Origin of the sequence: Planococcus salinus (assembly GCF_003719725.1) — a bacterium.
Classification (GTDB): Bacteria; Bacillota; Bacilli; order Bacillales_A; family Planococcaceae; genus Planococcus; species Planococcus salinus.
In genome coordinates, this window is the sequence record NZ_RIAX01000007.1 from 61,030 (window position 1) to 82,052 (window position 21,023).

General features: G+C 45.8%; 24 protein-coding genes. 19 read left to right on the top strand and 5 right to left on the bottom strand.

Translation table 11 applies throughout. The features are described 5' to 3' along the window. Positions 1-23: 23 nt before the first annotated feature. The 5 genes from EEX84_RS10590 (at position 24) to EEX84_RS10610 (ending at position 4,184) form a co-directional block, all read left to right on the top strand. Positions 24-677, top strand: coding sequence for a hypothetical protein (locus EEX84_RS10590; RefSeq protein WP_123165609.1), 654 nt, complete (start codon positions 24-26; stop codon positions 675-677). Positions 678-690: 13 nt separating this feature from the next. Further along, positions 691-903, top strand: coding sequence for a hypothetical protein (locus EEX84_RS10595; RefSeq protein WP_123165610.1), 213 nt, complete (start codon positions 691-693; stop codon positions 901-903). Between the two features lie 114 nt (positions 904-1,017). Then, positions 1,018-2,286 (top strand): acetyl-CoA hydrolase/transferase family protein, encoded by a 1,269-nt coding sequence (locus tag EEX84_RS10600; RefSeq protein ID WP_123165611.1) that lies wholly within the window; start codon positions 1,018-1,020, stop codon positions 2,284-2,286. A 301-nt stretch (positions 2,287-2,587) separates the two neighbouring features. Beyond that, positions 2,588-3,022 (top strand): MarR family winged helix-turn-helix transcriptional regulator, encoded by a 435-nt coding sequence (locus EEX84_RS10605; RefSeq protein ID WP_123165612.1) that lies wholly within the window; start codon positions 2,588-2,590, stop codon positions 3,020-3,022. Continuing rightward, the gene (locus EEX84_RS10610) at positions 3,015-4,184 is read left to right on the top strand and encodes an MFS transporter (RefSeq protein WP_123165613.1); all 1,170 of its coding nucleotides are present in this window, start codon (positions 3,015-3,017) and stop codon (positions 4,182-4,184) included. Before EEX84_RS10605 ends, EEX84_RS10610 begins: the two co-directional genes overlap by 8 nt. 317 nt (positions 4,185-4,501) lie before the next feature. Here the strand turns inward: EEX84_RS10610 and EEX84_RS10615 are convergent, their stop codons facing one another. Next, the gene (locus EEX84_RS10615) at positions 4,502-5,281 is read right to left on the bottom strand and encodes a 2-keto-4-pentenoate hydratase (RefSeq protein WP_123165614.1); all 780 of its coding nucleotides are present in this window, start codon (positions 5,279-5,281) and stop codon (positions 4,502-4,504) included. A gap of 137 nt (positions 5,282-5,418) precedes the next feature. Here EEX84_RS10615 and EEX84_RS10620 point away from each other — a divergent pair, with 137 nt between their 5' ends. Continuing rightward, a complete protein-coding gene (locus tag EEX84_RS10620; RefSeq protein ID WP_123165615.1) occupies positions 5,419-6,255 on the top strand; it encodes an STAS domain-containing protein in 837 nt (278 codons plus the stop codon). 49 nt (positions 6,256-6,304) lie between these two features. Here the strand turns inward: EEX84_RS10620 and trhA are convergent, their stop codons facing one another. After that, a complete protein-coding gene (trhA, locus tag EEX84_RS10625; protein ID WP_123165616.1) occupies positions 6,305-6,952 on the bottom strand; it encodes a PAQR family membrane homeostasis protein TrhA in 648 nt (215 codons plus the stop codon). A gap of 140 nt (positions 6,953-7,092) precedes the next feature. Here trhA and EEX84_RS10630 point away from each other — a divergent pair, with 140 nt between their 5' ends. After that, a complete protein-coding gene (locus tag EEX84_RS10630) occupies positions 7,093-7,671 on the top strand; it encodes a DUF1836 domain-containing protein (RefSeq protein ID WP_123165617.1) in 579 nt (192 codons plus the stop codon). Further along, a complete protein-coding gene (locus EEX84_RS10635; protein WP_123165618.1) occupies positions 7,668-8,111 on the top strand; it encodes a YaiI/YqxD family protein in 444 nt (147 codons plus the stop codon). Before EEX84_RS10630 ends, EEX84_RS10635 begins: the two co-directional genes overlap by 4 nt. Positions 8,112-8,157: 46 nt before the next feature. Here the strand turns inward: EEX84_RS10635 and EEX84_RS10640 are convergent, their stop codons facing one another. Further along, complete coding sequence (locus EEX84_RS10640; RefSeq protein ID WP_123165619.1) at positions 8,158-9,258, bottom strand: S-layer homology domain-containing protein; 1,101 nt, start codon at positions 9,256-9,258, stop codon at positions 8,158-8,160. Positions 9,259-9,424: 166 nt separating this feature from the next. Here EEX84_RS10640 and EEX84_RS10645 point away from each other — a divergent pair, with 166 nt between their 5' ends. The 5 genes from EEX84_RS10645 to EEX84_RS10665 all read left to right on the top strand — a co-directional run bounded on the left by EEX84_RS10645 (position 9,425) and on the right by EEX84_RS10665 (position 13,312). Beyond that, entirely contained in the window at positions 9,425-10,117 is a 693-nt protein-coding gene (locus EEX84_RS10645) for a type 1 glutamine amidotransferase domain-containing protein (protein WP_123165620.1), read from the top strand. 63 nt (positions 10,118-10,180) lie between these two features. Further along, positions 10,181-11,251 (top strand): type III polyketide synthase, encoded by a 1,071-nt coding sequence (locus EEX84_RS10650; protein ID WP_123165621.1) that lies wholly within the window; start codon positions 10,181-10,183, stop codon positions 11,249-11,251. Further along, positions 11,248-11,760 carry an isoprenylcysteine carboxyl methyltransferase family protein gene (locus EEX84_RS10655; RefSeq protein ID WP_123165622.1) on the top strand — a complete coding sequence of 171 codons (513 nt, stop codon included), beginning with the start codon at positions 11,248-11,250 and terminating at the stop codon, positions 11,758-11,760. Before EEX84_RS10650 ends, EEX84_RS10655 begins: the two co-directional genes overlap by 4 nt. A 101-nt stretch (positions 11,761-11,861) precedes the next feature. Further along, on the top strand, positions 11,862-12,137 hold the full coding sequence (locus EEX84_RS10660; RefSeq protein WP_123165623.1) for a hypothetical protein: 276 nt from the start codon (positions 11,862-11,864) through the stop codon (positions 12,135-12,137). 83 nt (positions 12,138-12,220) lie between these two features. Further along, a complete protein-coding gene (locus EEX84_RS10665; RefSeq protein ID WP_123165624.1) occupies positions 12,221-13,312 on the top strand; it encodes an AI-2E family transporter in 1,092 nt (363 codons plus the stop codon). Positions 13,313-13,382: 70 nt separating this feature from the next. Here EEX84_RS10665 and EEX84_RS10670 read toward each other — a convergent pair whose 3' ends face one another. Beyond that, a complete protein-coding gene (locus tag EEX84_RS10670; protein WP_123165625.1) occupies positions 13,383-13,823 on the bottom strand; it encodes a peptidylprolyl isomerase in 441 nt (146 codons plus the stop codon). A 76-nt stretch (positions 13,824-13,899) separates the two neighbouring features. Then, positions 13,900-14,691, bottom strand: a complete 792-nt coding sequence (locus tag EEX84_RS10675) for an SDR family oxidoreductase (RefSeq protein WP_123165626.1) — start codon at positions 14,689-14,691, stop codon at positions 13,900-13,902. 178 nt (positions 14,692-14,869) lie between these two features. Between EEX84_RS10675 and EEX84_RS10680 the strand changes: the two genes are divergently transcribed. The 6 genes from EEX84_RS10680 (at position 14,870) to tatC (ending at position 20,978) form a co-directional block, all read left to right on the top strand. Next, the gene (locus EEX84_RS10680) at positions 14,870-15,856 is read left to right on the top strand and encodes an NAD(P)/FAD-dependent oxidoreductase (protein WP_123165627.1); all 987 of its coding nucleotides are present in this window, start codon (positions 14,870-14,872) and stop codon (positions 15,854-15,856) included. Between the two features lie 287 nt (positions 15,857-16,143). Continuing rightward, positions 16,144-16,938 (top strand): LysM peptidoglycan-binding domain-containing protein, encoded by a 795-nt coding sequence (locus tag EEX84_RS10685; RefSeq protein WP_123165628.1) that lies wholly within the window; start codon positions 16,144-16,146, stop codon positions 16,936-16,938. 246 nt (positions 16,939-17,184) lie between these two features. Next, complete coding sequence (locus tag EEX84_RS10690) at positions 17,185-17,961, top strand: gluconate 2-dehydrogenase subunit 3 family protein (RefSeq protein WP_123165629.1); 777 nt, start codon at positions 17,185-17,187, stop codon at positions 17,959-17,961. Positions 17,962-17,979: 18 nt separating this feature from the next. Further along, positions 17,980-19,692 carry a GMC family oxidoreductase gene (locus EEX84_RS10695; protein WP_123165630.1) on the top strand — a complete coding sequence of 571 codons (1,713 nt, stop codon included), beginning with the start codon at positions 17,980-17,982 and terminating at the stop codon, positions 19,690-19,692. 145 nt (positions 19,693-19,837) lie between these two features. After that, complete coding sequence (gene tatA / locus EEX84_RS10700) at positions 19,838-20,074, top strand: twin-arginine translocase TatA/TatE family subunit (RefSeq protein WP_123165631.1); 237 nt, start codon at positions 19,838-19,840, stop codon at positions 20,072-20,074. A 10-nt stretch (positions 20,075-20,084) separates the two neighbouring features. Beyond that, a complete protein-coding gene (tatC, locus tag EEX84_RS10705; RefSeq protein ID WP_123165632.1) occupies positions 20,085-20,978 on the top strand; it encodes a twin-arginine translocase subunit TatC in 894 nt (297 codons plus the stop codon). The last annotated feature ends 45 nt before the right edge of the window (positions 20,979-21,023 follow it).

The window sequence follows — 21,023 nt, forward strand, 5'->3', positions numbered from 1 at the left end:
CAACACCCGGAAAGGGGATGCGCATGGATACAATTCTGTTTTTCTTATTTACTGCCGCTTATATTGGATTATTGATATGGGCGCTGTCAAAACAGCGGTCCTGGAACTTAACATCGTTCCTCTATCTGGTATTACTCGGCCTTATTTACGATAATGCCATCATTGCTTCGGGCAGGTACATCGGAGAAGGACCGTTGCTCGAGAATTTGAGTTTTATCCGCTTTTGGAGCCATGCTTTATTAACGCCGACCTTGGCGCTCTTTTCATTGGGAGCCCTTCGGCAGGCGGGTGTAGGTTGGGCAAAGAAAAAAGCAGTTTTTTATGTGGTGCTCGGCTACACTCTGGCAATGATTGCTGTAGAGTTTGTGTTTGAAGTTTGGGGCCTCGAATTGATGGTTGAAAAGGAATATGGTCTCGTGAAATACGCTTCTGCAGATCCGGCATCCGGTCCGCCGATTATGATTCTTCTGGTTACCATTGTTTTGATCGCCACAGGAATTTTGCTTTGGAAACATATCGGCTGGAAGTGGATGCTCATTGGCGCGGGTGTGATGACAATCGGCAGTTTTGTGCCGATTCCGGTTGACAGTGCCGCCGTCACAAATGCCTTCGAATTATTTTTACTGTTTACGCTCGTATGGACAAAAATCACTGTTGAATCCAAAGAATATGGCTAAAGGAGTCTTTCTAATGAAGAACTTCAGTTTTAAGGGACGAATCATTTATTTCAGCTTGATTGCTGTTGTCAGCTTGGCTTTTTTTGCCTTGCAGCTCTACTCGCATTTGAACAGTCCATCGGGAGTGGGCTCTATCGTGCTGCTCATTCTGTGGGGGATATTGGTGCTGTTTGGCTTGGCTGGCATTATTTTAAGTGTAAAAAATCGGGACCGTCATCAAAAATGACGGTCTTTTTGTTCGGCGGAAAAAGGTACTGGACGGAAAATTCGGATACATGAGAAATAGACAAATCCTATGGTACAGTTATGGGTAATAGGAAAAACAGGAGTGAATACTGAAATGACAAAAAAACTGACCCCGCAAGAAGTTATTGGCCTCATCGATGACGGAGCAGATCTTATTGTTCCAATTGCCAACGGCGAACCGATTCGCTTGCTAGATATATTGGAAGAACAGGTAGAGCAGCTGAACAACGTGAAGATCCATCAAATGCTGGCTTTGCGTCCACGCCCTTATATCCAAGGGGAATTTGAACAATTGAAGCACGTTTCATACTTTTTAAGTGGCGCGACAAGAAAAGTTTATCAGCAGGCAAAGATGGAGCTGGTACCGAATAATTTTCATGAAATGCCGCGTATACTGCAAAAAACGACGAACATGTCGATGATCATGACCGTTGCTTCGCCGATGGATGAGCACGGATATTTTACGCTTGGTACGCAGGCGGACTATGTGTCGGAGTTTATCGGGAAAGTCCCTTTCATTTTGGAAGTCAACGACCAGATGCCAAGAACTTACGGACATAACCAAATCCATATCAGTCAAATAGAAGGATACGTTGAACAACATGCTCCGTTAACGGAAGAAATAGCTCCGCCTACCACTGACAAAGATCTGCTCATTGCTGCATCGATGATCGAAGATATCCAAGACGGGGATACGTTGCAGATTGGAATCGGCTCTGTTCCCAATGCAGTCATCAGCATGCTGAAAGACCATCGCCATTTGGGCATCCATACAGAGATGCTGCCGGATGGAATCGTTGACCTGGTGGAAGCGGGAGCTGTTGACGGGACACAAAAATTCACCAATCCCGGAAAAATTGTCGCGACTTTCGCTTATGGTTCAAAGAAATTATACGATTTCATCGACAATAACCCGGTCGTTGAATTTCTGCCGGTGAGTGTCGTCAATGACCCAAGGGAAATCGCCAAAGAGAAAAATATTGTGTCGATCAATTCGACTACAGAAGTGGATTTGTTCGGCCAATGCGCTTCTGAAACGGTTGCCGGCAAGTATTATTCATCAAGCGGCGGCCAAATCGATTTTGCGCGTGGTGTGCGTTTTGCTGAAAACGGCAAAGGCTATATCTGCATGCCATCCACTGCAAAAAACGATACACTTTCGCGCATCAAACTTGAATTGGCACCTGGCTCCGTTGTGACAACAGGGAAAAACGATGTTGATAACATTGTCACAGAGTACGGAATTGCGCGTCTCCACGGGGTATCGATTTCAGAGCGTGCCAAACGGCTGATTGCCATTGCACATCCGGATTTCCGTGAAGAATTGCTGTTCGATGCGAAAAGACGGGGAATTATAATTTAATAAATAAAAGCCTACCGAGAAATTCGACAACTTTCTTTCATTCCGTTCCAGCCGGGCGCTTTCCGCGGGCGCGGCCTTAGCCCGAGTTAGTTCGGCGCAAGCCCGCTGGAAAGCGGAGCTGTTTTGCGGAATATCGAGTTACTGAAATGTTTCTCAACAAGCTGTAAAGCCTGTCCCGATTAATGGGACAGGCTTTACTTTACCAATCGACAGGAAGCACTTTACTTTCAGCTGTTAAAACCATATACTTACTTAGGTAAATAAATTCGGAGAAGCCTTTACTAAAAAGGAAGAGATGCGCATGAAAAATTTATTGTTTCACGAAATTCACCAAAAATCGCGTTTGTCCATCAAAGAAGTGAATGAAGCATTAAAGGAATTCGACCTGTACAGCGCACAATGGTCGATTCTTTTTTGTTTAAAACAATTCGGGCCGATGACGCAAAAAGGGATTTGGCAATACATGAATGTAGAAGCCCCGACCGTGACAAGAACCTTGGTGCGGATGGAACAAAGCGGCTGGATTGTCCGAAAAGAAGGAAGCGATAAGCGGGAGCGCATCGTCCAGCTTTCGGAGCATGCCGAACAAGTGGTGCCGCAAATTGAAAAGCGGATTGCGGAGCTGGAAGAACGGATGCTTGCTGCGCTGACGGATGAAGAACAGCAGCAACTGATTCGATTGATAAAGAAAATAGGAATGGAAGACAACAAAGAAGAGGATGTAGCGAATGACTGAGAAGAGACCGATTTGGACCAGAAGTTTTATTAATATATCGATTAGCACTTTTTTTCTTTTTGCTGTATTTTATGCACTGCTGACATTTACGCCAATTTATGTACTTGACGGTTTGGATGGAACAGCGGCGGAAGGTGGATTTACTGCTTCCATCTTTTTGGTATCAGCGATTATTATACGTTTTTTCGCTGGTCTTATTTTAGAGAAGTATGGCAAAAAGAGAATACTGGTGTTCAGTGTGCTGATGTTTGCGCTGAGTACTGTTTTGTATATTTTTATCGACAGTTTGACCATGCTGTTACTGCTGCGTTTTTTCCATGGAATTTGGTTCGGCCTGGTGACGACGGTTGCAGGGGCAATCGCCGCAGATATCGTGCCGCCTGAACGGCGGGGGGAAGGGCTTGGCTATTACGGAATCGCCATGAATCTGGCAGTTGTCGCGGGACCATTCCTGGCGTTGACTCTTCAACCGTATTTGTCGTACTCAATGATTTTCACGGTTTTCGGAGTCATTATGGTTATCGGATTTTTCTGTGCGTTATTCGTTCGAGTGGATGAACAGCCGGTTGTGAAACAGGAAAAACGCAAATTGACGTTCAGTGATTTTCTGGAGAAACGATCGCTTCCGATTGCGAGTGTCGGCTTTTTCATTTCGTTTGCTTATGCAAGCATCATCACGTTTATCTCCGTTTACGCCCAGTCGCTTGGACTGATCAAAACAGCGAGCTTTTTCTTTGTCGTCTATGCTTTTGCCATGCTGGTAGTGAGACCGTTCACCGGACGCATTTTTGATTCGATGGGGCCGAATATTGTTATTATCCCATCCTGCATCGTTTTTGGAGTGGGCTTGATCTCGCTCAGTTTTACGGAATCTTCGTGGATGCTTTTGCTGTCAGGTGCTTTGGTGGGGTTAGGTTACGGTACATTGCTGCCGAGTTTCCAGACGTTGGCCATCCAGGCCGCCGACAAGCACCGGAGCGGTTACGCGACCGGAACATTTTTTGCTTTGTATGACAGCGGCATCGCGATCGGGTCCGTGTCACTCGGTGTCTTTGCCGGGTTGCTCGGATACTCGAATCTGTATTTGGTACTGGGGATTTTCGTGCTGTGCATCGTTTTCTATTACCGCTGGGTTATGACGAAACACAGGACTGCAGCTTGACCAATGAAGAAGAGTGGTTCGTCTTTAGAACGGACCCTGTGTGGGCCACAATTTGAAGAACAATTGAGTCCCACACAGGGTCCTCGCGGCGGGGTGCTGACGGTGGAGTTGCTGGGATAATAGCTTGGCTTGCGCTTCGCTTCTTTCGGAGGGGGAGGCGGTCTTTTTTCTCTGAAGTGGCTTTTCACTTCAAACCAGGAGCACAGTGACAGCCACAAATGTTCTTTATTTGTGGCTGATACAGGGAAACATTACCAAAACAAAAAGACGGCCCTGCGAATCTGCGGGGCCGTCTTTTTTACTTCGTCTTTTCGCTCTTATTTCACTTCCAATTTCACAGAGCCAAGACCGTCGTAGCTGGCTTCGTATTGTCCTTTTTCAAGCTGTTTCGGCAGGATGAATGTGCCGGATGACACGTGCATTCCCTTCTTTAGCGACAATCCATGTGCATCCAATTCGTTGATAAGCCATTTCACGGCATTGACAGGGTGGCCCAATACGTCAGAAGAAGGGCCGTTTGCAATTTCCTCCCCGTCCAAAGTCAAGCTGCCGTTTATCCCGTCCAATTGATTGTAGCTGTAGTCATCAATCGCTTCGCCGACGACAATCTTTCCGGCAACGGCGCTGTCGGCGATGACTTGGCTTAATGTGATATTTGGAAACCAGTCTTCGAAACGGGAATCCGGCACTTCAATACCGGGAGCAACCATCGTCTTTTCAATGATGGCATCGATATCATCTTCTATGGACAAATCTTCTTTTGCAATAAACACCAATTCGATTTCAATCAGCGGCGACAGCATCGATGACAACTGAATAGTTCCGTCGGACAGCGCCGAAGCAGTCATCGCCCCATATAAGGGAGTATCAGAAGCGAACAGGTCCTGTGTTTCTTTGCTGGTCAAACTGATTTTGTATGCAGCCACTTCCTCGCCGCTGTCAGCTGTCTTTTTTTCCGTGACAGCCCGCTGGACGGCATATGCTTTGTCTTTTTCTAAAAAGGCGGGTATTTTATCTTTTCCGATCGGTTGATTGTTCAGATGGGCTTCATACAGCAAAAGAGCCAATTCTTTGTCATTCAGATCAAATTGTTCCATCGTCAAATTCCTCTCCTTCTTTTCGACTATCATATCATCTAGTCGATTCTTTTGAAATACAGCCTCTGTTTGCCAGTGGATAATATAGGAGGATTCCTATAATATGGAGATAGAATGAGAAAAGGAGACAGTCGGCCATGGGACAAATCAGCAGAAACTTATATGATTTCTTACTTCAACATAAATGCAATATGACGAATGAGTGGTTCCAGACACGTGATAAGTCGGATGGTTCCACCTATTCGGCCAATGCCCCTGAGAAAATAGCGGAGCAATTGCGTCAACAGAATACCGAATTCATAGAAGCTGTTTCATCGGTTTTTATACAGGAACGCGAGGATTACTTAAACTCCATCGAGCGATGGGTGGAAAAAGTGGCGGAAGAACGGGCGCAGCAAAATGTTGCTCTCCATGAAGTGATTGCGCAGTTGCGTATTTTCCGTACGATTTATTGGAATTATGTCAGGAAGTTCTTTGGCCAAGCGGAACAAGCGACCAGTGAAGACGCCTTGCGCTGGAGTGAAGCGATGAACCAAGCTTTTGACTATATCATCGAAAATTTCGCGATTCAGCATTACGAAGCAAATAAAAAAATTCTGGCGAGTCAGCAGGAAATGATAGACGAGTTGAGCAGTACCGTTATCCCGATCAAAGCGGGCATCGGTATTTTACCACTTGTCGGTGATATCGATCCGAGTCGGGCGAAGACGATTCTGGAAAGTACGCTTGAACAAAGTGTCAGTAAAAATCTGCATACTCTTTTTATCGATTTGTCCGCAGTGGCCGTAATTGATACCATGGTCGCTCAGCAATTGTTTCAATTGATGGCTTCTTTACGGATCATCGGAGTCCAATCGGTGCTGTCGGGAATCCGTCCGGAAATTGCCCAAACCGCTGTGACCTTGGGAATCAGCTTTAAAGATATTGAAATCTACGCAAACTTGATGCGTGCACTGGAAACCCATAAAGAATAGAAATCGAAAAAACCCGTCTGCTTGCTTTCCAAGCAGACGGGTTTTGGGTTTATAGCACATAAAAATACACAGAAAGGAAATGGCATAAACTGCCGAATAAAATGAAGACATGGAAAATCTCGTGAAAGCCCAAGTATTTGGATGATAAAAACTTCGGTTTCAGTCCATAAATAATACCGCCGATTGTGTAAAGGATTCCCCCGAAAATCAATAACACCAATCCCATGAAAGCCATACTGTCTGCCAGAGGAACGGCCGCAAAAATAATAATCCAGCCCATGGCAATATACAAAGCGGTGGAAAGCCAGCGGGGAGAATGAAACCATACCATCTTGAAAAAGATGCCGCTCAATCCGATAGCGGTGACAAATGAAAACAGTGTCCATCCCAATGTGCCGCCAAGGGCAATCAGACAGAAAGGGGCATAGGATCCAGCGATTAAAGCAAAAATCATGGAATGATCCAGCTTTCTCAAAAAAGCAATGACGGAAGGTCGGGCGATAACGGAATGGTACAGTGCGGATGCTGAATACAGGCAAATGAGACTGATGCCAAAAATCATGACTGCCGCAAGATGAACAGCAGGCGCCTGTGCATAAGAAGATTTTATGACCATTGCGAGTAAAGCAGCGAAAGAAAAAATGGCACCGGCCAAGTGGGATAACGCATTGAAAGGTTCTCTTATGTATGCAATCATATGAATGTTAACCTCCATGTATGTAGTTATTAAAACTACTTACAATAATAACCGTATATATTTTCTGGGTCAAGCTTGGAACGTTTTATTCCTTGATGTAAAATAGGTAGTATCAAATGATGGCATAAGGGCGTGACGTGATGGATAAGGCAGAAAAATTAGCAGACAGCATAGCGCTGCACAACCGGATAGAAGTCGAAGATATTCCGAAAATTGATTTGTACAGTGATCAAGTCATCCAATTGTTTGAAAACAGCTTTGCAGTGTCGAAAAGGCATGAGGATGAAAAAATTCTCACAAAGACGATGATTAATAATTATGCGAAAGGGAAGTTGTTTTATCCGATTGACAGTAAAAAGTATTCCCGCAATCACGTAATGTTAATCAATATGATTTATCAGATGAAAAGTGTTTTGTCGATTAACGACGTAAAAAAAACCCTGGAAGGGATTAACGATAAAGCCGTGCAGCAGGAAGGAAGTCTAGAGTCATTCTACAGGAGTTATTTGAAAGTACAGCAGGATAATGGGGATGTTTTCACAGCAGGATTGTCCCGCCATATGGAAACAGCTGCGAATGTATTGCCAAACGAGGAAAATGATTCAGAACTCGAGAAGGTGCTGCTGATCGCTTCGCTTGCTCACATGAGTAAGCTTTACAAAAGGGCGGCAGAAAAGCTGGTCGATGATCTGCGCAAAGGAGAGGACGGCAGTCGATGAAAGTATTGGTAGATGCGGATGGATGCCCGGTAGTGGATTTGGCGATCAAAGTGGCGAAGCGCTTCAGCCTGCCGGTTCTTTTGTTGTGCGACACTTCGCATGAAATGCAGCGGGAAGGGGCAGAAACAGTTACGGTGTCAAAAGGGGCGGACGCGGTCGACTTTGTGCTCGTCAACCGAGTGGAAAAAGGCGATGTAGTCGTTACGCAGGATTACGGATTGGCCGCGATGGTATTGGCCAAAAGAGGGCATGCCATCGATCAGAATGGACGGGTTTATTCGGAAGAAAACATTGACCAGCTCTTGCATGGCCGCCATGTGGCCAAAAAAATACGCCAGGGAGGCGGGCGGATGAAAGGGCCGAAAAAACGCAATCCTCAAGACAATGAAACCTTCGAGAAAAGTTTGATGAACTTATTGGAAAAATTTACTGCTCACTAAAAAGATGGACACGGCGATTCAATCAGCCATGTCCATCTTTTTGTTGTTAAATGGTCCACCGGTCATTGACGATGGCCACCAGTACCCATTCACCGTTGCTGTCTCTTTCGAATACCATATTCAGGCTTTGCCAATCCATGCCGTCATACTGTTCGGTTCCCGGATAGTAGAATTCCACGATGGTGCCTTGTGGAAATACTTGTTTGATAAACTCCCGGGTCGTAAATTGATTGGAATAGTTATAGCGTTCTTTTGTCTCGTAAGGCGCCTCCATCATGTATTCCTCGTAATAGCCGGCCGGCATCAACTCAATCGGAAAGCCGGATCCGTCTTGATGGCCCCACAGATAAACCTGCTGGTCCTGCATGAAATCCTCCAGTTCAGCTGCAGTGAAAGTAACGCCTCCATCGTCGATACATCCACCACTGTAAGGGCAGAAAGTGATTCCATCTTCACCGACATAGGTGGCAACATCAGCAAAATCCTCGTTTTGCAACTGGCCCAGGATATCGTTTGCTGTTTCAAGCAATTCCTGTTTCTCCGGAACAAAAGAAGATTCTACTGCGCGTGCCAGAAATGCGGAAAATTGAGCTCGTGTTACGGAAGTTGCAGGCCGGAACCGGTTATCCGGATAACCATTGGCAATTCCTTCATAAGTTAAGCTGTTGACTGCATCGTTGGACGCGACATTTGGTCCCATGTCTGAAAATCCTGATTGTGGGCCATCAGGCAACATCATCGCCTGATCGATGATGATGGCTGCTTGTCCCCGGTCCAACGTGGCGTTCGGCCGGAAGGTGTTATCCGGAAAACCGGATATAATGCCTTCATCCACTGCAGAGGCAATATAGCCTGAGAACGGGTGGCCTGCCGAGACATCATAGAATGACGTTGAGCGCTGAGCATCGTTCAATCCAAGTGCCCGTCCCATCATAGCCATGGCCTGCCCTCTGGTGATGGTCTGGTAAGGACGGAAAGTTCCGTTGCCGTAACCTGCCACAATCCCTTCTTCATACAAGTAGGCAATTTCGTACCCGAATTCATGGGAAGCAGTAACATCGTCAAACAGGACAACTGCTTTTGGGGAAGTCGAAAACGCACCAAACACGAGAACGGCGGCTGCAATAAAAGACACAATGGTTTTCATCACACATCCCTCCCTGGTTCCGTTTATTTTACCACAAAATAATGAAAAATCCCACAAATAAACTGTATATTCTGATAATATAAGAATATATTTTATAAAAAGTGGAATGCAATTGAAATAAAAGGGAAAACTGAAAAGACTTCTCTATTGAGGAAAGGAGAACAACATGAAAAAGATTTTAATCGTTGTGACAAATCACGCCAGGTTAGGGGAGAAAGGGAAAAAAACGGGGCTTTGGCTGAGAGAGTTGACGGATTTTTACCACGAAGTAAAAGATAGTTTCCGGATTGACATCATCAGCACTGCTCCCGAACGGGTCCCCATTGATCCAAGAAGCCTTGCAGCTGTACTGTATCACAAACAGACACGCCAGTATTACATGGATGACCAATTCATGGACCGGTTAAAACATCCGCTGACCCCGAAAGACATAATGAATGAAGAGTATGCAGCCATTTACTTTACAGGGGGACATGGTACGATGTGGGACTTTCCGAACGATCCGGACCTGCAAAAACTGACAGTGAAAATTTACGAGAACGGCGGGATTGTTTCTGCGGTGTGCCATGGGCCAAGCGGGTTGCAAAATGTCCGGTTGTCCGATGACAATTATCTATTGGCGGGGCATGTAGTGACCGCTTTTTCAGACCGTGAAGAAAAGTTGCTGGGACTTTACAAGCACATTCCATTTTCATTGGAGCAGAAAGTAAAAGAACGGGGAGCGCTTTTTAAGAAAGCGGCTTTGCCGATGGGTGCCTGTGTGGTGACATCCGGACGCCTCATTACCGGGCAAAATCCAGCTTCAGCACGAGGAGTGGCCCAAAAGCTTATCGGACAATTGAAGAAAGCGCCGGGTTAACTTTGTAAAAACCGTCCAACTTTAAGGGCGGTTTTTTGAACCAATGAAAAGGAGGGAAAGTCAATGTCGTTCATCCGGAAAGTGGTGACCGAAAATGCGCCATATCATGTCGATCAGAAAGAAATAGTAGGAGTGGTCAGGAATTTATTTGGTGATCGATACGACGATATAGAAAGGCTGCTGCGGGTCTTTGGCAACGGACAAATTGAAGGCCGTTATTTTGCGGCTCCATTGGATTGGTTCGAAAGAGAACGGGGCCTTGAAGAAAAAAATCAGCTTTATATCGAAGAAGCAGTACGTATGGGGAGCCGTGCTGTGGCCCGCTGTCTGAAAGAAGCCGAAGTGGCTAAAGAAGAGGTGGACGCTTTCTTTTTTGTCTCAAGCTCGGGTATGTCGACGCCGACAATTGATGCCCGAATCATGAATGAACTGCAGTTTCCTCCCCATGTTAAACGCATTCCTTTGTGGGGGCTGGGATGTGCGGGAGGCGCTTCGGGAATCAGCCGTGCCCATGATTATTGCCTGGCGTATCCCGATTCAAAGGTATTGGTACTGTGCATCGAGTTATGCAGTTTAACATTTCAGCGTTCCGACCTGTCCAAAAGCAATTTGATCGGTACTTCCTTGTTTGCTGACGGAGCTGCCTGTGCTTTAGTGACCGGCAGGAATGTGAAGGCGCCATCTCCGGGATTTTACATTAGGGATACCCAGTCGACATTGATGCAGAACTCAGAAGATGTGATGGGGTGGGATATTAAAGATGAGGGGCTTCATGTCGTTTTTTCGCGCGACATTCCAAAAATCATCGAGAAATGGCTCAAGCCGAATGTAGACCTTTTTCTGGACAAGTTGGGAAAAACAACAGAAGAGATTATTCATTTTGTGGCTCATCCAGGAGGCAAGAAAGTACTCACAGCTTATGAGAAAGCGTTGGGAATGCCGGAAGAAAAAACGGATGTTTCAAGAAACGTGCTGGCCAATTATGGGAATATGTCCTCGCCCACAGTGTTATATGTGTTGAAGGAGTTTATGGAAAACAATCCTTCAAAGGGAGAAGAAGGTTTGCTTACAGCCCTCGGACCGGGATTCAGTTCCGAAATGCTGTGGCTGGAATGGGGAGACGCCGGCTCATGACTTTTTTTACAATACTGGTTGCTCTGGTCATTGTACAGCGCCTATTGGAAGTGATGTACGCACGATTCAACGAACAGCGGATGAAATCGCAAGGAGCGATTGAAGCGGGGGCTGAACATTATAAGTGGATTGTGTTGCTGCATGTGCTGTTTTTCGTTTCCCTGACAGCAGAAGGCAGTTATCTTGGTGGGCAACCGGGGCCGGCATGGTCAATGTTCCTGGTTGTATTTGTCATCGCCCAGGTGTTGAGGGTGTGGGCGCTGGCTTCTTTGGGCCGTTTTTGGAACACCAAGATTCTTGTGCTGCCGGGAGCGGAAAAAGTCCGAAGCGGACCATACAAATGGATTCCGCATCCGAATTACGTGGTGGTTGCGATGGAAATAGCTGCTCTGCCGCTCATTTTCGGTGCATGGCGTACAGCTTTGTTCTTTTCACTTGCCAATGCTCTTCTCCTTCTTCTGGTGCGGATTCCGGCCGAAGAAAAAGCTTTGCGGCAATTAAAAGAATAAGGCGATTCGAAATTTCTTTGCGAAATCGGTATTTAAAAACATTTTTTTAGGGTATACAACAAAGAAGAGTGAAATAACATGTTCTTATTTGGAGGGATTGGATGAAGAAGTCAATGATGAATACGATAGTGGGGAGCGCATTAGCTGCCGCTGCAGGAATTTTTGTGTTTAAGGCGTATCAGAACAAAACTGAACCGACTGCAGAAGACGTGGATATGCACAACAGCCTCGAAGTCGACCGGAAAGAAAGCGTGGAAGCAGATGTCGACTCTGCTGAAAAAGGACTGACTCAACTGGATTCAGCTTATCGCGACGAGTGGCAGGCCAATGCATTCCCGCAAACTCATAGAGAGATGGAAGAATTGGAAAAAGAATAAGAAACTCTAAAAGAGCGAAGGCGAAGGATTTCCTGCTTTCGCTCTTTTTTGGGTGCTGAGAAAGTGAAAAGGAGTGAAACGGGGTGTGGATACAAAAGCCGTTTTTTGAATATACCACCGGAATTTTATTAGTTGTCATTACAATTTTTTTCCTGGGGAAAATCGATTACTTTCTATGGCCATTTCAAGTCATCATTACAACACTTTTTGCACCTGTTGTGCTGGCGGGTGTATTGTATTACATCCTTCGGCCAGTCGTTGAGTTACTCAGCCGGTATGTTCCAAAGACCGCAGGAATCCTTATTATTTTTGGAGTGATCGCGATTTTGTTTACGGCTTTGTTCTATTACTTTGGGCCGACCATTCAGCAGCAAGTAAAGGACATAGTGGAGATGGCACCTGAAAAAGTGGAAGAAGTAACAGAGGAGTCGGAAAATGCCATTACCAATCTTCAAATCGGGGGTTTATCCGGGGCAGAATTGCTGGAGCGGGTGACTGGTTATGTCGAGACCTTGTCCGAACGGTTATTGGAAAATATAATGGATATTGTTTCCATGCTGATGAACGTCGTCATTGTTCTTGTGTTAGTGCCATTTATTCTCTTCTTTTTACTGAAAGATGACAATCGGCTGAAACCCTACTTGATGAAATACATTCCGGAAAATCACAAAGCAGAAGGCGAGAAACTGCTGAAGGATGTCAATCAAACCTTGTCCACTTTTATTGTGGGACAAGTGATTGTGGCAGGGGTCGTCGGTGTATTGATGTACATCGGTTATTTGATCATTGGACTTGAGTATGCACTTTCTCTTGCAATTTTTGCAATGTTTTTGGTGGTAGTGCCATTTTTAGGCCCGATTATCGGCATCATCCCAGCCGTTTTTGTGGCTTTGATGAATCAGGATTTTTTCATGGCTGTAAAGGTTTTGCTGGTATTGGGGGTTGTTCAGCAGCTTGAAGGAAATTTGGTGACACCGAATATCATGGGGAACCGGTTGAACATCCATCCATTGACCATCATCCTGCTGCTGTTGGTGGCAGGTGCCCTTTATGGATTTGTTGGCATATTGATTGCCATTCCGCTGTATGCCGTGCTGAAAACGCTCATTCACAACTTCCGTCTTTTTCTCCGGTTGCGGAAAAAGCGGGAAGTGGCGAACAAGAACGGAAATTGACAAAGAATTGCATGGAAGTAAGTAAAAAACCGGCTTGAGGACAATCCTCAAGCCGGTTTTTTCAGCACGTTTATTCTTCGTCGAAAACGTGTACTTTTGTCATTTTGTCGCCGTTGCTCATCGCTTTGGCTGTTTCAAGTCCTGAAGTCACCTGTCCGAAAACGGTATGGACACCATCAAGGTGCGGTTGTGGTTCATGGACGATAAAGAATTGGCTCGAGCCAGTGTCTTTTCCGGCATGTGCCATTGACAGGCTGCCTGCCTGATGTTTATGCGGGTTGCCTTCTGTTTCACATTTGATCGTTTTGCCGCTGCCGCCTGCGCCTGTACCGGTTGGGTCGCCGCCTTGGCTTACAAAGCCGGGAATGACACGGTGGAACGTAACGTCATTGTAGAAACCGGAATTTGCCAGTTCCTCGAAGTTTTTTACTGTATTGGGTGCTTCGTTCGGGAAAAGTTCAAACTCGATTACTTCGCCGTTTTCCATGTGGATGTGTCCTTTTTTCGCCATTTACAACATCTCCTTTTCAATTTGTACATTCCTCAGTATATCGACTTTTGCTGTAACTGTATAATCATTTGATGCATCAAAGTGCTTTTAGCAGGCCTCCGTCGATCACCAGTGATTGGCCGGTCAGATACGAATTGGCGGAAGAGGCGAGAAATGCAACGATTCGGCCGAATTCTTCTGGATCCCCGTAGCGCCCGCTCGGAATTTGTGCTTCGCTGTTTTTCGCGATGTCTTCAACCGGGACGCCTTGTTTTTGAGCAGCGATTTCGTTTAATTCCGCTACGCGGTCTGTCGCGATTCGTCCAGGACCTACTGTATTGACCATGATATTGTCAGCGGCCACTTCGCGCGCCAAAGTTTTCGAGAACCCAACCATACCTGCACGGAACGTATTGGACAGGATCAACCCATCAATGACTTCTTTTGTCGAAGAAGAAGATACGTTGATGATGCGCCCGAACTGCTGCTTTTTCATATAGGGAAGAACCGCTCGCGCCGTCCGGATATAGCTCAGCAGGTTCCGGTCGAAAGCCGCATACCAATCAGCATCGGAAACGGCATCGAAGCCCCCTGATTTCGGACCGCCCGTATTATTGATCAAGACGTCGATGCGACCAAATTTTTCTGTGACAAATTGAAACAAGGATTGAATATCCTGTTCACTGGACATGTCGCAGACCCGAAAATGAATATTGTCATTCCCGGTCGTTTGTTTGACGTCCTCTGCCGCCTGTTTCAGTGCTTCTTCACTGCGGCTGGACAACACGACAGTAGCGCCTTCCCTTGCCAATTCGAGAGCTGTCGCTTTCCCCAGTCCTTTGCTGGAAGCCATGACCACGGCTATTTTTTCTGCTAAACCCAAATCCATCTCCATCTTCCTCTCTGCAGGTTTCTATGTTTCAGTTTACCGAAATTCGGAAAAGAATGTAGTAGTTTCACTGAAAAAAGAAAATTTTCTTTCTGTTATTTCCGTCATAAGTCCAATAGCGTGAAATAGGGGAAAATATGATAGGATATAGTTATTGATCAGATTAGGAGTGTTATGAATGGAAGAACATGAAATTTTCGATATTACAATCATCGGGGGCGGCCCGACGGGATTGTTTGCTTCTTTTTATGGCGGTATGCGCAAGATGAATGTAAAAATTTTGGACAGCTTGCCTCAGCTTGGCGGCCAGCTGACCGAATTGTATCCTGATAAGTATATTTATGACGTCGGCGGTTTCCATAAAGTACTGGCGAAAGACCTGGTTGATAACCTGGTGGAGCAAGCCAACTACGGAAACCCTGCGATTTGTCTGGAAGAAACAGTGACAGCTGCCGAACGCCACGGCGATCATTTTGCCATTCAAACAGACAAAGGCATGCATTATTCGAAAGCTATCCTGCTGACTGCGGGAGTTGGTGCATTTCAGCCGCGTAAATTGGCTGTGGAAGGTGCAGAGCAATTTGAAGGCAAGACACTTCATTATGGTGTAAAAGACCTTACCTTATTCCATGACAAGAAAGTTGTTGTCCTGGGAGGCGGGGACTCTGCCGTTGACTGGGCGATGATGCTGGAAAACGTAGCTTCTCATGTTACGTTGAGTCACCGCAGAGAAAAGATGACCGCTCATGAAGCGAACATTGACACGCTGCATCAGTCAAAAGTGGAAGTGAAAAAACCTTATGGTGTCAAAGAGCTTGTTGGAGAAAATGGCCAAGTCAAAGAACTTGTGCTGATTGACAAAGAAGGAAATGAAGAACGCCTGGAAGCAGACCATGTCATCGTCAACTATGGAAATATCACGTCTTTGGGGCCCATCAAGGAATGGGGACTGGAAATGGAGAAAAATTCCGTTGTAGTCAATTCCAAAATGGAGACAAGCATTGAAGGGATTTATGCTGCAGGCGATATTGCGACGTATGAAGGCAAGGTGAAACTGATTGCGGTCGGGTTCGGCGAAGCCCCTACAGCGATCAATAACGCCAAAGCTTATCTCGATCCAAAATCCAAGCTCCAGCCGCTTCACAGCACCAGCGTTTTTAAATAAGTATAGGAAGACAAGCCGATCTGCCGCTTTTATGCGGCAGATTTTTTATTGCTTTTTCAAAAAAGATAAAAACGGCGCATGCAGTTTTTCGTGCTTATTTAAGCATGTAATGGATGATTTAACCATGTGAAAATTAAATATCAAATATCAGCCAAGTTTATTACAAAGCGTAACAAAGGATACTTCGACGTAACGTAATTGATAAATAATCATCGATTGTTTGTAATCGTAATGAAATGTTCAGGTGTTATGCTCTCCTTGTCAGTGAAAAGGAGGAATTTCATTCTATGAAAAAACAAATTATCACGTTAGCAGCAGTCGCAGCATTGAGCGTAGGCGCAGCAAGCCAGGCAAGCGCCCAGTCTTATACAGTACAATCCGGAGATACGCTCTGGGGAATTTCACAGGAGAAAAATGTATCGGTCGAACAGATTAAGAGTTTGAACAACTTATCTTCAGATCTTATTATGCCTAATCAAACATTAGAAATCGACGGTGAAGCAAAAGCACCGGCCAAACAAAAATCATCTCATTACACAGTAAAAAGCGGAGACACTCTTTTTGAGATCGCTAAAGCACACGGAATTTCATTGGACCAATTGACAAGCTGGAACAATATCAGCAGCCATTTGATCTACCCGGGCGATAAGTTAGCAGTCAGCGGAAGTGCAGCAGCTCCGAAAGCTGCAAAAGCAACTGCACCGGCACAGTCAAAAGCACCGGCTCCAGCTCCGGCAGCAAAAACGAAAGCACCAACTCAAGCTTCGGCATCAGTGGCATCGTCTCAGTCAGGTCAAGAAATGACTGTTTCGGCGACAGCGTACACGGCTTATTGTGCGGGATGCTCAGGTATCACACGCACTGGAATCGACCTTCGCTCCAACCCGAACCAGAAAGTGATTGCAGTGGACCCGAATGTGATTCCACTTGGCTCTAAAGTATGGGTTGAAGGTTATGGTACAGCTATCGCAGGCGATACAGGCGGAGCAATCAAAGGAAATAAAATTGATGTATTCATCCCGTCTCAGCAGGCAGCACTTAACTGGGGCCGTAAAAACATCAAAATTAAAGTATTGAACTAAACGAATTTTTAAAATCGAATAACATCAGCTACAAAGCCGAGGTGTCCATTCCCTTGGCCTTTTTTTATGGAGAGCCTATCTGACCGGATAGGCTCTTTTTGTTTTGCCCTAAATGGGAAATAAAACTTTTATTGAATTTTCCAGTGTTACTTGTAAATTCCCTGTTCAATAATGATTAAACTTACTGCAAAAAGGGTACAAAAGAGAATATTCGAACTTTTTTAGATTACAAAGGAGGTTACGAGAATGGCGAACAATGACAAAGGCAGCAAGAATTATTCCAGACGGGACTTTTTGAAAACATCGGGGATTGCCACAGGTGCGTTAATCGGCGGCGGCGTTATCGGCGGTTTAATCGGTGCAAATGCAGGACAGAATGGCGCGTCGCCAACTTCACCTGATGGACCTCCAAACCAGACAAATGAACAAGAAACAGGTTCAGCTGGAGGCGTAAGAGGGTTGCAGTTTTTCCGCAACAACGCGGAATTCGAAATTCTTGCCCAGGCGACTGAACGGATCTTTCCGGAAGACGATTTAGGACCCGGAGCCATCGGATTAGGGGTACCTTATTTCATAGATGGCCAACTGGCGGGCGCTTACGGTGAAAACTCAAAAGAATACATGCAACCGCCATTTTTTGAAGGCGAGACAACGCAGGGATACCAAAGCCGGCTGCGGCGGAATGAAATGTTCCGGCAAGGCTTGGAAATCATGCAGCGGGAAGCGCAAAGCCGTTTCGACGCCAACTTTGTGGACCTGGAAGGCGAACAAATGGATGAAATTCTGACAGCTTTCCAGGAAAACGAAATTGAAATGAAAGGCGTCTCTTCCCTTTTCTTCTTCCGGCTGCTGCGGCAGGCGACTCTGAACGGTGCTTATGCAGATCCAATTTATGGAGGCAATCAGAACATGGAAGGCTGGAGAATGAAGAACTTCCCTGGGCATCAGCCAGCATACATTAACGAAATTGAAAGTGAAGACTTTGTGGAAATCGAGCCGCAATCACTTGGACAACAACATTAACATTATGGGGGGATTTACATGGTAACGACTTTAGACAGTGTAGACGTTGTAACAGTAGGAGTCGGCTGGACAGGAGGAATCATTGCAGCGGAATGCGCCAAGCAAGGGTTGCAAGTGGTTGGTCTTGAAAGAGGTCGTGAACGTGGAACTGAAGATTTCAGCATTGTCCACGATGAATACCGTTATGCGATACGCTATGAATTGATGCAGGATTTATCACGTGAAACGATTACGTTCCGCAATAGCCGCGACCAGCGGGCATTGCCGATGCGTCAGATGGGATCGTTTCTATTGGGTGAACACCTAGGTGGCGCTGGAACCCACTGGAACGGCCAGACTTGGCGCTTTTTGCCGTACGATTTTGAGATCAAAACGATGACTGACGAGAAATACGGGCCAGGGAAACTTCCTGAAGAGTACACCATTCAGGATTGGGGCATTACTTACGATGAATTGGAGCCGTATTTTGACAAATTTGAAAAAGTAGCCGGTATCTCAGGGGAAGACGCCAACCCGTTTGCAGGGCAGCGCTCAAGCGATTATCCAACTCCTCCCATGAAAAAGACACCTTTGCTGCAACGGTTTGAAACAGCTACCACAAACCTGGGGTATTCACCGTTTATGCTGCCTTCGGCCAACCTTTCGGAACCATACGAAAACCCGGATGGCCAGCAAATCAACGCCTGCCAATATTGCGGTTTCTGTGAACGGTTCGGCTGTGAGTATGGGGCGAAAACGTCTCCGGAAATTACAGTTGTTCCAGCCGCAAGAGAAACAGGGAATTATAATATCACTTTCAACGCCAACGTTGTGGAAGTCCTGAAAGAAGGAGACCGTGTTACCGGCGTCCGCTATATTGATACTGTCACTTTCGAAGAATTCATCCAGCCGGCGGAAGTGGTCGTATTGACCAGCTATGTTATGAATAACGCCAAGTTGCTGATGGTTTCAGACATCGGGGAAATGTACGATCCGGAAACAGGAAATGGAACCTTGGGCAAAAACTACGCTTACCAGATCCTTCCAGGCGCTTCAGGATTTTTTGAAGAACAGATGAACACCTTTATGGGAGCCGGTGCCCTCGGAATGTCGATTGATGATTTCAATGGTGACAATTTTGATCACAGCGATTTGGACTTTATCCACGGTGCCAGCTTTTCAATGACGCAAACAGGATCACGGCCAATCGCTACGAACCCGGTTCCACCGGACACACCATCCTGGGGAGCTGATTTTAAAAGAGCTTCCATTGAAAATTACACAAGAACATTAAACGTAGGCGGACAAGGCGCTTCCATGCCTCACCGTGATAATTACATGACATTGGATAGTACTTACAGAGACATTTACGGCGTCCCATTATTGCAGTTGACGTATAACTTCACCGACCAGGACCGGGCCTTGCATTCTTATTTAACAGAGCGGGCTGCCGAAATCATGCAGGAAATGGGGGCGCAGACGGTAGTCGGCGGGAATCCGATTTCCGATTATGACATCGTCCCATATCAAACGACACATAATACCGGAGGCACAATCATGGGTGCTGAACCGGAAACCAGTGTAGTCAACAATTATTTGCAGCATTGGGATTACGAAAACCTGTTTGTGGTCGGTGCAGGTAACTTCGCTCACAACGGCGGTTACAACCCGACAGGAACAGTAGGCGCTTTGGCTTACCGGTGCGCTGACGGCGTTATCCAATACAGCCAAAACGGCGGTTCACTTGTCTGACTTGAACCAGCAGGGGTCTCACTGCTGATTCAAGTCAAGCCTCCGGCGGATGTCACGGATTTTGAAGGGAGTTAATGACGCAAGCGCCATTCAAAATCCGGACGCCATTCTGCCGGGGCAGAATTGATTGGAGGAGGAATGCATCATGGGAGGAATAGCTTCTATAGGAGTTCCAGGACTGATTATTATCTTAGTCATTGTCCTCATCATTTTCGGGCCGAGAAAGCTTCCGGAAATCGGCGGAGCGGTCGGCAAAACATTTGCGGAATTTAAAAGTTCCACAAAAGGGTTGATGGACGATGATGAAACGGAAGAGAAAGATGAAAAAGCTGAAAAAGACGCAAAAGAAATAAAAGTAGAGAAAAAATCCGAAAAAGTTTGAAGGTGGTTACATGGATCCGTATGGGGAACGAAAGTTAATAAGCCCGTTGCATAAAAAAGCGGCATATCCAGAGCAGCCAGCGGAAAAGACTCCACAAACGCCAATGGAAACGCCACCGGAAAAACCGCCGGAAAAACCGCCGGAAAAACCACCAAAAAAACCGGAAAACGAGGAAGTTGATACGCACACTGAAACATTGGTGGATCATTTAAGTGAACTACGAAAGCAGCTCATTAAGAGCGCTTTCGTCTTTGTGTTCTTTTTGCTATTGGTTTTCTCGACATTGAATTTTTGGTTCCCCCATATCATCAAAGGCAATAGTTTGGTGATTCTGGGACCACTGGAAGTCATCAAATTTTATACTTCCATTTCAGTGACTTTGGCATTGGGGCTGTCCTTGCCGTTTTTAAGCCATTTTTTATGGCAATTCATCAAACCGGGATTAGAGGAAAAGGAGTCCAGGTTTATCGGGTTGTATTCACCGGTCATGTTTTTTCTGTTCATCGCAGGAGTAGCATTCGGTTATTTTATCGTCAATCCGTTAAGTTTCCAATTCCTTGTTGGATTGGGAGCGGCAAACTTTGATGTGTTAATCTCAGCGAATGAATACATCCACTTTTTAATTATGACAACCATTCCTCTGGGGCTATTATTTGAATTGCCGGTAGTTGCGCTGTTTTTATCATCCCTTGGAATCCTCACTTCTGTTTCGATGAAAAAAGTCAGAAAATGGTCGTATTTGGCACTGGCCGTCGTTTCGGCTCTCATTACACCTCCTGATTTTCTCAGTCAGTTGCTGGTGTTGATCCCAATGGCCGTGCTGTACGAAGCAAGTATCTTCATCGTCAGAAAAATCGAAGTGAAAAGAGCCAACGAAGAAGCCGCAGCCATGAACGCGGAATGACTGAAAAGACTGTGTTTGCGCACAGTCTTTTATTTGTTTTAAAAT

What these genes read in the sequence shown, in the direction of transcription:
- EEX84_RS10590 (WP_123165609.1), top strand. Translation starts at nt 24, where the DNA reads ATGGATACAATTCTGTTTTTCTTATTTACTGCCGCTTATATTGGATTA.
- EEX84_RS10595 (WP_123165610.1), top strand. Translation starts at nt 691, where the DNA reads ATGAAGAACTTCAGTTTTAAGGGACGAATCATTTATTTCAGCTTGATT.
- EEX84_RS10600 (WP_123165611.1), top strand. Translation starts at nt 1,018, where the DNA reads ATGACAAAAAAACTGACCCCGCAAGAAGTTATTGGCCTCATCGATGAC.
- EEX84_RS10605 (WP_123165612.1), top strand. Translation starts at nt 2,588, where the DNA reads ATGAAAAATTTATTGTTTCACGAAATTCACCAAAAATCGCGTTTGTCC.
- EEX84_RS10610 (WP_123165613.1), top strand. Translation starts at nt 3,015, where the DNA reads ATGACTGAGAAGAGACCGATTTGGACCAGAAGTTTTATTAATATATCG.
- EEX84_RS10615 (WP_123165614.1), bottom strand. Translation starts at nt 5,281, where the DNA reads ATGGAACAATTTGATCTGAATGACAAAGAATTGGCTCTTTTGCTGTAT.
- EEX84_RS10620 (WP_123165615.1), top strand. Translation starts at nt 5,419, where the DNA reads ATGGGACAAATCAGCAGAAACTTATATGATTTCTTACTTCAACATAAA.
- trhA (WP_123165616.1), bottom strand. Translation starts at nt 6,952, where the DNA reads ATGATTGCATACATAAGAGAACCTTTCAATGCGTTATCCCACTTGGCC.
- EEX84_RS10630 (WP_123165617.1), top strand. Translation starts at nt 7,093, where the DNA reads ATGGATAAGGCAGAAAAATTAGCAGACAGCATAGCGCTGCACAACCGG.
- EEX84_RS10635 (WP_123165618.1), top strand. Translation starts at nt 7,668, where the DNA reads ATGAAAGTATTGGTAGATGCGGATGGATGCCCGGTAGTGGATTTGGCG.
- EEX84_RS10640 (WP_123165619.1), bottom strand. Translation starts at nt 9,258, where the DNA reads ATGAAAACCATTGTGTCTTTTATTGCAGCCGCCGTTCTCGTGTTTGGT.
- EEX84_RS10645 (WP_123165620.1), top strand. Translation starts at nt 9,425, where the DNA reads ATGAAAAAGATTTTAATCGTTGTGACAAATCACGCCAGGTTAGGGGAG.
- EEX84_RS10650 (WP_123165621.1), top strand. Translation starts at nt 10,181, where the DNA reads ATGTCGTTCATCCGGAAAGTGGTGACCGAAAATGCGCCATATCATGTC.
- EEX84_RS10655 (WP_123165622.1), top strand. Translation starts at nt 11,248, where the DNA reads ATGACTTTTTTTACAATACTGGTTGCTCTGGTCATTGTACAGCGCCTA.
- EEX84_RS10660 (WP_123165623.1), top strand. Translation starts at nt 11,862, where the DNA reads ATGAAGAAGTCAATGATGAATACGATAGTGGGGAGCGCATTAGCTGCC.
- EEX84_RS10670 (WP_123165625.1), bottom strand. Translation starts at nt 13,823, where the DNA reads ATGGCGAAAAAAGGACACATCCACATGGAAAACGGCGAAGTAATCGAG.
- EEX84_RS10675 (WP_123165626.1), bottom strand. Translation starts at nt 14,691, where the DNA reads ATGGATTTGGGTTTAGCAGAAAAAATAGCCGTGGTCATGGCTTCCAGC.
- EEX84_RS10680 (WP_123165627.1), top strand. Translation starts at nt 14,870, where the DNA reads ATGGAAGAACATGAAATTTTCGATATTACAATCATCGGGGGCGGCCCG.
- EEX84_RS10685 (WP_123165628.1), top strand. Translation starts at nt 16,144, where the DNA reads ATGAAAAAACAAATTATCACGTTAGCAGCAGTCGCAGCATTGAGCGTA.
- EEX84_RS10690 (WP_123165629.1), top strand. Translation starts at nt 17,185, where the DNA reads ATGGCGAACAATGACAAAGGCAGCAAGAATTATTCCAGACGGGACTTT.
- EEX84_RS10695 (WP_123165630.1), top strand. Translation starts at nt 17,980, where the DNA reads ATGGTAACGACTTTAGACAGTGTAGACGTTGTAACAGTAGGAGTCGGC.
- tatA (WP_123165631.1), top strand. Translation starts at nt 19,838, where the DNA reads ATGGGAGGAATAGCTTCTATAGGAGTTCCAGGACTGATTATTATCTTA.
- tatC (WP_123165632.1), top strand. Translation starts at nt 20,085, where the DNA reads ATGGATCCGTATGGGGAACGAAAGTTAATAAGCCCGTTGCATAAAAAA.